7 protein-coding genes are annotated in these 10,618 nt (G+C 42.9%); 3 read left to right on the forward strand and 4 right to left on the reverse strand.

Annotated features, from left to right (window positions below; all coding sequences use genetic code 11):
• Positions 1 to 105: 105 nt before the first annotated feature.
• Positions 106 to 2,100, forward strand: a complete 1,995-nt coding sequence (locus QZZ43_RS17665) for a transglutaminase domain-containing protein (RefSeq protein ID WP_291862047.1) — start codon at positions 106 to 108, stop codon at positions 2,098 to 2,100.
• 109 nt (positions 2,101 to 2,209) lie between these two features.
• Here the strand turns inward: QZZ43_RS17665 and QZZ43_RS17670 are convergent, their stop codons facing one another.
• Positions 2,210 to 3,355: a DEAD/DEAH box helicase gene (locus tag QZZ43_RS17670; protein ID WP_291862048.1), complete on the reverse strand. Its 1,146-nt coding sequence runs from the start codon at positions 3,353 to 3,355 to the stop codon at positions 2,210 to 2,212.
• 447 nt (positions 3,356 to 3,802) lie between these two features.
• Here QZZ43_RS17670 and QZZ43_RS17675 point away from each other — a divergent pair, with 447 nt between their 5' ends.
• The gene (locus QZZ43_RS17675; protein WP_291862049.1) at positions 3,803 to 5,116 is read left to right on the forward strand and encodes a DEAD/DEAH box helicase; all 1,314 of its coding nucleotides are present in this window, start codon (positions 3,803 to 3,805) and stop codon (positions 5,114 to 5,116) included.
• An 81-nt stretch (positions 5,117 to 5,197) separates the two neighbouring features.
• A complete protein-coding gene (locus QZZ43_RS17680) occupies positions 5,198 to 5,956 on the forward strand; it encodes an NYN domain-containing protein (protein ID WP_291862050.1) in 759 nt (252 codons plus the stop codon).
• A 162-nt stretch (positions 5,957 to 6,118) separates the two neighbouring features.
• Here the strand turns inward: QZZ43_RS17680 and QZZ43_RS17685 are convergent, their stop codons facing one another.
• The 3 genes from QZZ43_RS17685 to QZZ43_RS17695 all read right to left on the reverse strand — a co-directional run.
• Positions 6,119 to 6,352, reverse strand: a complete 234-nt coding sequence (locus QZZ43_RS17685; protein WP_291862051.1) for a hypothetical protein — start codon at positions 6,350 to 6,352, stop codon at positions 6,119 to 6,121.
• Positions 6,353 to 6,820: 468 nt separating this feature from the next.
• Positions 6,821 to 9,172, reverse strand: a complete 2,352-nt coding sequence (gene pbpC / locus QZZ43_RS17690) for a penicillin-binding protein 1C (RefSeq protein WP_291862052.1) — start codon at positions 9,170 to 9,172, stop codon at positions 6,821 to 6,823.
• 33 nt (positions 9,173 to 9,205) lie between these two features.
• On the reverse strand, positions 9,206 to 10,618 hold a 1,413-nt coding region (locus tag QZZ43_RS17695), incomplete at its 5' end, for an aspartate:alanine exchanger family transporter (protein WP_291862053.1).

The raw sequence follows: 10,618 nt of genomic DNA on the forward strand, positions 1-10,618 counted from the left end.
AATCCGGCTGAAGAAAGAAGAGATTTTTAGTCGGTCGCCAGTCGTTGAAAAGATTTTTTTACAAACCACAAACAATAACTCCGTTTGAGAAAACAACTTAAACCCATGAAAAACAGTCTTATTATTCTATTCCTGGCCTTTGCGCAGATGCTAGGAGCACAAAATTTCTCCAGAAAGTTCGGTGATATTTCGGATGCTGAAATGAATTTAACCCGTTATGATAAAGACCCGGATGCCGGAGCGGTTGTCCTTTATGATATGGGAGAATCGCGCTTTATTGACAACCAATATGATTATAACATCCGTTTTATCAGATCCAAGCGAATTAAAATTTTTGATAACTCGGAATTGGATCAGGCAGAAATTTCTATTCCTTTTTATGTCGATGGACGGGGAAAAACCGAAACCGTGGAATCCATTGAGGCTTTTACCTACAATAAAGTGAATGGCGAAATTACACGCACTCCGGTCAAGAATTCTGATATTTTTGAAGAGCGTATCAATGAGCGGTGGAGAAGAAAGAAATTTGTCTTTCCTGATGTTCAGGAAGGTTCGGTTTTGGAAATGAGGTATGTTGTGGAATCGCCGTTTTTGTTCAATCTCCCCGACTGGGATTTTCAGGAAAGGATTCCGGTTATTTTTAGTCAATATGAGGTTCGAATCATCCCTTTTTATGAGTATATTTTTATTTTACAGGGCAAATCTTCATTCGATACGCAAATGTCCAGACTTTCGAGCAAAACACGAATTTGGGGCAATTTAACCAACCATAGGGGCATAATATCAGGAAATGGAGTGGAGTATAAGGAGAATATTCATACCTACGGCATGAGGAATGTTCCTGCCTTTAAAGATGAGTCTTTTATTACGTCTATAAGTGATTATATCATAAAGCTTGATTTTCAGCTCTCCAAGGTTTATTATCCCAGTGGAGGAACCAATGAAATAATGACAACCTGGCCCAAACTCAATAAAGCATTGCTGGATCACGATAAATTTGGGAAGTATATTAAACGATGCAGTCGTTTTGCGAAAAAGGCAATGAAAAATTCAATAGACCTTGAGGGACAAAACGAAGCACAAAAAATAAAAACGCTTATTCAATATGTGAAAGATAATTATTCATGGAACGAGTATAATTCCAAATTTGCTTCTAAATCCCCTTCTGAATTTGATACACAAAAATCAGGAAACTCAGCCGACATAAATCTCTTTCTTCTGGCGCTTTTTAATGCGGCCGATATTGATGCTCAGCCTGTAATCCTGAGTACACGGAAAAACGGAAAGATTAACACCGATTATCCTTTTGAAAAAGACTTTAATTACGTGGTGGTGATGGCTGGCCGGGAGAAACCAATTTTGGTGGATGCAACCAATGTGTTCCTTCCATTTTATAAAATACCTGTCCGCTGTATTAATGAAACCGGACTGATTGTTGAAAAGAATGAGGTGAATTGGGTGGAATTAAAAGACCAGATTCTCTCCTCAAAAATAAACCAGATAACCATTCGTCCTAATCCCGAAACTTTAAAAGCAGCCACCAGTATTTCATCTTTTTACGATGGATATGAAGCAGGGCTGTTTAAAGATGAACATAAAGACGATATCGCTTCAATAAAAGATTTCTTCTTATCAAAAGAGATTTCACAAATAAATGCCGTCAGGACAAGAAATTATGACCAACCTGAGGAAGCGTATCAAATTTTTATTGAAGGTGAAACGAATATCGAGAAAATCGGAGACAAAATTGTTATTTCTCCTTTTCTTGACCTGGCAATGAATGAAAACAAACTCAGGCAAAAGGACCGGAGCTATCCCGTTGACCTGATATACGCCAGAGAAGAATCCTTTTCCACTACAATTTTTATTCCTGAAGGTTTTGAAGTGGAACACTTACCAGGTAATGCAAATACATCTGATGACCTGGCGGAGATTCAGTTGAATTATGTGAAAAATGAGGGAAATAAGATTTTTGTTACCGGAAAATATACCTTAAAGAAAGCAGTTTATAGTCCTGATGAATATTCTAAAGTAAAAAAACATTTCAACACGATTGTAAGACGATTTAATGATGATATTGTTTTAAAATCCACACTTTGACCCTTGAAGGGTGAAGGTAAAACGATGATTATCAGGGAAAAAGCCATTAAGCAAACTCTTGAATCCAGGGCGGAAGTCGGTTTTGGTTGATTCTGGCAGGGAATATTTACTAAGCCCCTTGCAGGTTAAGTGTACTTCCATCAACCTGCGTCGCTCTTTTGCCCATTTTTTTCTGAATGATTTTAAAATGATGCTCATCTTCGGGCGAAACAAAGGCAATGGCGTTTCCTTTGGATTCTGCCCTGCCTGTTCGTCCTATCCGGTGCACATAGTCCTTGGGCGACCGTGGCAATTCATAATTAATAACATAAGGTAGGAATTTGATGTCGATGCCTCTTGCCATTAAATCGGTTGCCACCAGGACTTTAAGTTTTCCTTCCTTAAACAGACGCAGAACGGTTGTTCGGTTTCCCTGACTCTTTTTGCTGTGAATGGCTTCTGCCTTGATACCGTTAGCCTGCAGTTTTACGACGACGGCATCTGCACGGTGCACCGACGATGTAAACACCAGAACCTGCTGCATATTTTCATGCTTGATGAGATAGCGCAACAGAGGCCCTTTTTTTTCTTCGGGAATGAGATAGGCGGTTTGTTCTATTAAATCCAGATTGGCCTTTTCCTCTTCTACCTTAATTACAACCGGCTGGCGAAGTAATTTCTTCTGAAACGTACTCAAATCCTCGCTAAGGGTGGCAGAGAACAAAAGAGTTTGTCGTTTTGCAGGTAACAAGCTAAGAATCCTTGTCATTTCTTCTTTAAAACCAAGGTTGAGCATTTTATCAGCCTCATCCAGCACTAATATTTCTACATCCGAGAGAGAAGTGGCTTTGGCAGAAATTAAATCCAAAAGTCTTCCGGGGGTGGCAACCAAAATATTCACTCCTTGTAAATCTATCATCTGTGGGTTGATGGAAACGCCGCCATAGACTGCCAGACTTTTTGTTTTAACAGGAAGATACTTCCCAAACGTGTTGAAGGCAGTATTTATCTGAACAGCAAGTTCGCGGGTAGGCACTATCACCAATGCTTTTATATGCCGGTTTTTCAGGAGCCGGGTTTTTTTCTGAATATGTTCCAGCACAGGCAATACAAAACCGGCCGTTTTACCAGAGCCTGTTTGTGCAATGCCCAAAATATCTTTACCGCTTAAAATAGCAGGGATTGCTTCTTTTTGTATCGGGTAAGGGGTTTTGTATTTTTGTTCGGTTACAGCTTTTAATAAAGCTGGCGATAGTCCTAGCGAAGAGAATGACATAAAATGTAAGTTGATTAATAATGATGAGCCTCAATTATCTATGAATTTTCCGGCAATTGGGTGAATCTCTTAATATTTGAGCATCTCGTAACGAAAACTAATAAATAAAGCACACTAAGTGCAAAGATAAGCCGAAAAGGTCATTTAAATAAAACTTTACCTCTTTTTAATCGTACCTTTGCCTTGCCGTTCAAAATATCTTCAAGCTGCTTCAGGTCTTGTTTTAAGCCGACCTTGGCAGTTGAGTCTAAATAGTGCCTGTCCATAAACTAAGCAAATTTTGTTCTTAGAGCTGTTTCTGGTCAGAAAGTGCCAATTGCTAGGCTTGAGAAGCCGCCAAAAACGGAGTTTACTAATCGTAAATGAGTATTTTGGCGGCAAGCGTAACGACGCAAGTGGTACTTTATGGACAGAAACTAAATACAAACATCAATCAAAACATATAAAATGTCTCATTCTACAATACTTTCCCGCTTCAATATTGCTGCTCTGAACGAAATGCAGCATGAAATGCTTGCTGCCGTCCAAAAGCCAAACGATGTGGTATTAATATCACCCACCGGTTCGGGGAAAACCATCGGATTTCTTTTGCCTGTGTTGCAATTGTTATCCCCCGATAAACCGGGCGTTCAGGTTTTAATTCTGGTTCCATCGAGGGAACTGGCCATACAACTGGAGCAGGTATTTAAACAAATGGGAACTCCCCATAAGATTAATTCCTGTTATGGTGGACATCCTGTTCGCATAGAAAAAAACAACTTTCAGCAGTTACCTGCTGTTTTGGTAGGCACTCCCGGAAGAGTGGCTCATCATCTGCGCCGAAAAAATCTGATCCTTGAGGATGCTTCCACAGTCATTTTAGATGAATTTGATAAGTCTTTAGAACTCGGGTTTACCAGTGAGATAGAACACGTCCTGAAACAATGCAAAGGGGTGAAGAAACGAATTCTTACCTCGGCAACACCCATAAAAGAAATTCCGGCATTTGTTGGAATCAGTAATCCGATTGAGTTAAATTATTCTTCACGACAGTTGACATCAAATTCGGAATTGGTTATGAAATCGGTGAATGTGCCGGGTGGGGATAAATTACATGCCCTTATGCTATTGCTCGGTCATATTGATGCGCAATCGACACTTGTGTTTTGTAATCATCGCGATGCTGTAACCCGGATATCACAACAACTGAAATTAAATGGAGTTGAACATGGTTTTTATCATGGAGGGTTGGACCAAACAGACAGAGAGAAAACACTCATGAAATTCCGAAACGGGAGTATTAAAATATTAATTACCACCGACCTGGCAGCGCGTGGGCTGGATATCCCGGGAATCGAAGCGGTTGTTCATTATCAACTACCGGCAACCAAAGACGTTATGATTCATCGCAACGGAAGAACTGCCCGGATGCACGCTGCCGGGACGGCCTATTTTCTGTTGGATTCTGATGATTTTTTACCCGATTTTATTAATACTGTGTCTGAGGATGAAAAGCTACCTGAAAAACTGATCCTTCCCAAACCCAGCCAATGGAAGACCTTGTACATCGGAGCCGGGAAAAAAGACAAGATAAATAAAATGGATATCGTAGGGATGATGTTGCGAAATGGCCAGTTGCAAAAAGATGAACTGGGTAAAATTGAAGTACTGGATCACTCGGCTTATGTGGCCGTAAAGAGTGATAAGATCAATAAAACTCTTGGACTGATAAAAGAAGAAAGGATCAAGAAGAAAAGAGTCAAAATGGAAATCTCAAATTGAATGGGATTTCTGCCGCTCAACCGGCCTTGCATAATACTTTCTGGCATTTAAAACTTCAAATATTATTCTTAATTTGCAGTTATGGATTTAAAACTAGCAGTACTCATCGACGGAGACAATATTCCTTCTGGGTATGTAAAAGAGATGATGGAAGAAATTGCCAAGTACGGCAATCCTACCATTAAGCGAATTTATGGCGACTGGACCAAACCCAATTTGTCGCGGTGGAAGAATATTCTTCTGAAAAATGCCATCACACCCATCCAGCAATACGGATATACCACAGGAAAGAATGCCACCGACTCCGCCATGATTATTGATGCCATGGATATCCTCTATTCTGAACGGGTTAATGGGTTCTGCCTGGTTTCCAGTGACAGCGATTTTACACGTCTGGCGACTCGCTTGCGGGAAGCCGGAATGCAGGTAATTGGCATTGGAGAAAAGAAAACGCCCGATCCGTTTATCGTGGCCTGCGACAAGTTTATCTATATCGAGATATTGAAAAATATTGCGGATGAAGACGGTGAAGCCGAAGAAGATAAAAAGCCGGCAAAGAGCTCTGTGGATAAAATTACTCCGGAAGTGATTCGATTGATTTCAAGTTCTATTGAAGATATTGCCGATGACGACGGATGGGCTTTTCTGGGCGATGTGGGCAACCTTATACAGAAAAAACAGCCTAATTTTGACTCCCGGAACTACGGGTTTCAAAAACTGACACCATTGATTAAATCCATCAGCAACTTTGAAATTGAGAAGAGAGAAAACACCAAAGGCCAACTTAAGTTAATTTATGTCAGAAAAAAGGAGAAACCTAAAAGGCGACCCAAGAAATAGTGGTTAGTTCTGAAACCAGGTATGCCACAGGAGGTCGTTGAGAGACTTACATTTTGTACCATATATTGCCTTTGGTGATAACCACTCCGGCTTTGAAAAATAAAAATGAAAAAAGTCTGCGCGTCAAAGTGTGATGGGCAGACTTTTTTTTCAACCCAACGATTAAATGAGATTGTATTTAGCCCCAATTTCCTCAAGACTTAGGCTTGCATTTGGCAGTAGGTTGGGTGGACAATCGCCAAATTTCTTTTTTGCCATGTAGCGTTTGCACTCTTTGTAAGCGGGTTCACCACCTTCGCAATACTTTTTTCGATACACCATTGAGGTGTATTCTTTTCCGGCCAGAATGCCATTGAAAATGGGACATTTTGGCGAGTTTGGGCAAGTTGAATTCATGAATACGGGTTTTAATTATTGATGAGTTTCGAAAAAAAAGATTTTCGAAACGAACTACTGTTCACGAACTTAACGAAAATTTTGAAAAGTGAATTAATTTTTTGATGGAGAGTTCTTTTTTATTCTTGAGTGTATTCGCAATACTTCGTCAAGTTGTCACAAACGCCTAATAATTAATTTATTACAAGACCTGGCGACCTGGTTACAACTCACTCAAAATAAAAACTTTATGTCATCGTGTCTTTTCGTTTAAGCTTTTTAACGGATTAGTGTAGTGTGATAAAGTGTATAGTTGTCAAAATTAAAACTTTAGAAATTTTTGTGCCGGAGTTAGCCTGTTGTTAATGAGGATTCAAAAATTTTCAGGGGATGTAATATATGCTTCAAAGAAACCAAAAATTTTAAACAAACTTATTACACACCCTTAATAACGAAGAGTTTGACAAAAAAAAAATTCTTAGACAAGGCCTAATCTTTAATGCTGAAATTCCTGCTGACCACATTGCCTTCATTATCCACCAGCGTGATGGTGTGATTGCCTTCCTCGGGCGCAATCTCCATTTCGTGGGGACTTTGGGTTTTGTCCAGATAGGTCTGGTCAAGGTGCCAGAATATTTCTGCTTCGGGGTTTAAGTGAACAACCTTGAAGATTATTTTCTCTTTTTCTCCATCCAAATCTGTTGGGCGCATAATGGTTGCATTAGGAGGAGGATAAATAAAACCTACCGGAGAAGTATTGGACTGAAAACAGCCGGGTTTTTTGGGAGGCAGAAAACGATAGTCTGGATTGCGGCGACTGTAATACCAGGCCATTAGGGGGGGCAGAACAAACCACGATTCCGAGATGATTTCACCATCTGGCTGGCAGGAACGTCTGGTCTGAAAACGCTTGTCGGGGGTAAGATGGGCCAGTTGGTGGTAAGGACATTCGGGGTTGGTTTTTATCGTGTGTGGGACCAGAATGATGTCTGTTTCGGGACATACATCTCCTGCTTTGTAACCCGATTTTTTGCAGACAAGTTTTTCTTTTAAATCGTCATGAGGGGTGTCGTACCAGCCAGCAGTTGGCAGCAGGTCGAAGAGCCTGAACATGAGAGGTCCTGCCGTGGTACCGCCCAGAAGTCCTGCTCTTCCTTCCCCCGAAGCATTTCCGGCCCAGACTCCCACCACATAGCGACCACTGATTCCGATACTCCAGGCATCCCGGAATCCATAACTGGTTCCGGTTTTCCAGGCTATATTTTGTCCCGATGTGAAATTTTCCCACCCGGTTTCTTCAGGAGGTCGAATCACGCTTTTCATAGCCTCCAGCATCCACCAGATCGCCCCTGCCGAAAAGAGAGGTGGATGGTCAGTCAGTTGTGATTTCTTTTTTGCCGGATATTCCAGAAACAGTGGGTGGATGTCAGTTGTTCTGTATCTACTGTTATCCGATGGATAGTGTTTTAAAATCCGTCCCATTGTAGCGTAGGTTCCTGCCAGATCCCAGAGAGAAACTTCTCCGCCACCCAGAATCAGGCTAAGTCCGTAATGGCCGTATCCTTTATCCATGGTTGTAATGCCTGCCATGGAAAGTTTTTTGAGGAATTTTTCCGCTCCATGTTGATGCAATAGGCGAACAAAGGGGATATTCAGTGAGCGGGAGAGTGCCTCATTGGCCGGAACGGCACCATCGAAATTGCGGTAAAAGTTGGAAGGGGAATAATTCTGATACTGGGTGGGGATATCTGCTAAAAGTGTTTGAGGAAGAATCGTCCCTTCCTGGAGGGCATCAGCATAAAGTAATGGTTTAAGTATGCTTCCTGAACTCCTTTTTGCTCTTACCATATCAACGGCATGTCCTGTGTTTTTTTCCCGCGGTCGGCTGTTGCCCACATAGGCCAGGACTTTTCCCGTTTCCACATCGGCAATGATGGCTCCTGCATGGCGGATGTGGTTGGAGGCCATTTGGTTGGAGTGGCGTTGCAGGGCATCGGCAGCTTGTTTTTGCAGACCCGCATTTATTGTCGTGTGAATCATTTCTCCCGGTCGGGTGTTCAGGTAGTAATCCACCAGGTGGGGAGCAATGGAGGGCAGCGAACGTGTCCCTTCAGGGAGCGGCTCCTGAAGCGATAACTTTAATTCTGTTGAATCAATGTAGCCCTTTTCGGAGAGCTTTTTCAAAACCCGGTCGCGCTTTTCTTTAAGGGCCTTGCTGTTATGTCCGGGACGTAGCATCCCGGGTGCATTTGGAAGCACTGCCAGAAGTGTTGCTTCTGCCCAGGTGAGATGTTCGGGCGGACGTTCGAAGTAATGCCACGAGGCTGTTTCGAAACCTACGATGTTTCCCCCAAATGGAGCATTGGCAGCATACATGAGTAAAATCTCCTTTTTGCTGTGGCCCAGTTCCAGTCTCAGGGCTTTTGCCATCTCCAGAATCTTGTTTTTGATGGTCCTGGGGGCATTCACAGACATGCGGGCGACTTGCATTGTGATGGTGCTGCCTCCACTGACAATTCTATTTTGTTGGACGTTTTGCACTCCTGCCCGAATAACCGACCAGGGGTTGATGCCCGGATGATAATAGAAATACTCATCCTCAAAAGTGAGAAGGGCGGTCTTGTATTTTTCGGGCAACTTTTCAGGAGCGGGAAACCGCCATTGTCCGTCCGCGGCAATATGGGCACCCACGATGGAGCCGTCATCAGCAAAAACAACGGTTGATAGCGGTGTGTTGAACCGAGGGGATGGGACGCACAAGAAGAGAAGAAAGATGACCAGAAAACCCACACCGATGCGGAAAGGTTTTCCGGTCATTATTTTTTTTACTGATTTGCTCATGCGGTTCTTTGTATGATTGCTTCTTTGGCTTCTCTAAAAATTTGCCAGCAACTGTGTAAAGATTATAAGGAGAACCATAGCTACGGGATAAACAGTGGCATAAGCAATGGCCGGAGCATTCGTGTCTGTCATCGGGTCAACCGCTGCCAGGCCTGGGGTACTTGTCATGGAACCGGTAATGGCTCCCAGCATGGTGAGGATATTCATCTTTTTCATGAAGTAAGCTGATAATACGGCAAGTACCATAGGAATCATTGTAATTGCTGCACCTATGACAAATAGTTGAGAGCCATATTGATTGTAGGTATCCACCAGCTGTGCGCCTGCTTTGGTACCTACTTCAACCAGGAAGAACATCAGTCCGATTTGTCGCAACAATTGTGTGGCGGCTCCTGACATACTCCAGATTATGGGGCCGGTACGTCCGATGCGGCTCAGTATCATAGCTACTGCAAGAATGCCTCCGGTAAGTCCAAGATTGAAAGAGATGTTTTCGCCAAAGGAGAGTGAAAGCCCTCCGAGAAGGATTCCCAGAACAATTCCGGTGGCGATGGGAAAAAAGTCGGTGTCCGATAGTTTTTTGTCATTGTTACCGAAAATTCTGACTACCTGTTTCATGTTTTCCCGGCTGCTGGCTACGGTGAGTTTGTCTCCCAGATGGAGCCTCATGGATGGTGAAGGGGTGATGTCGATGCCACTTCGGCGAAGGCGGGTCACGGTGGACTGATAGTTGTTCCACAGGTTGAAAGTCCCCAGCATTTGGTTAACCGCTTCCTTGTTGGTAACCAGGATGGATTGTACCTCGTACGATTTATGCAACGGAATCTGTTCTTCTGTTTCGTGTCCAATCAGCAGGCGTATCTTCTTTAAGGCATCCTCCGTGCCCACGGCTTTTACCAGGTCGCCTTTGTTGAGAACGGTGTCCGGCAAGGGAACAATGGCTTCTCCCTCGTGCATGATTCTGGAGATGACGGCTTTGGTCATGGAGCGAATCCGCAGTTCGGAAATGGATTTGCCCTCCACATTTTCATTTTCTACTTTGAAGGTCTTGCTTTTTATCTCAGGGAAACCGGCTTCATTAAGTCGTTCATATTCTTTTTCTGCTTTTTTGATATCCGCCTTGATAAATTTTGGATAAAGCCTGACAAATAAAATGACTCCAATTACCCCGAACGGGTAGGCGATACCATACCCGATGGATACCAGAGATGAGCCCGTAGCGTCTATCGCTGCAGCAAGGCCAGGCGTACTGGTAAGTGCTCCTGTTAAAAGTCCGATGGCCACCGGCATTTCTATTCCTGTCCACCAAAACGCCGCAAAGGTGATGGCGGAAGCAGAAGCCACAATAATGGTGGCAATAATAGCCAGGTCGCGTCCTTGTTGTTTGAACGATTCAAAAAAACCCGGGCCGGCTTGCATACCAATGGTGTAAATGAACAGAATAAG

The sequence above is a fragment of the Marinilabilia sp. genome (genome assembly GCF_016278715.1).
GTDB lineage: Bacteria > Bacteroidota > Bacteroidia > Bacteroidales > Marinilabiliaceae > Marinilabilia.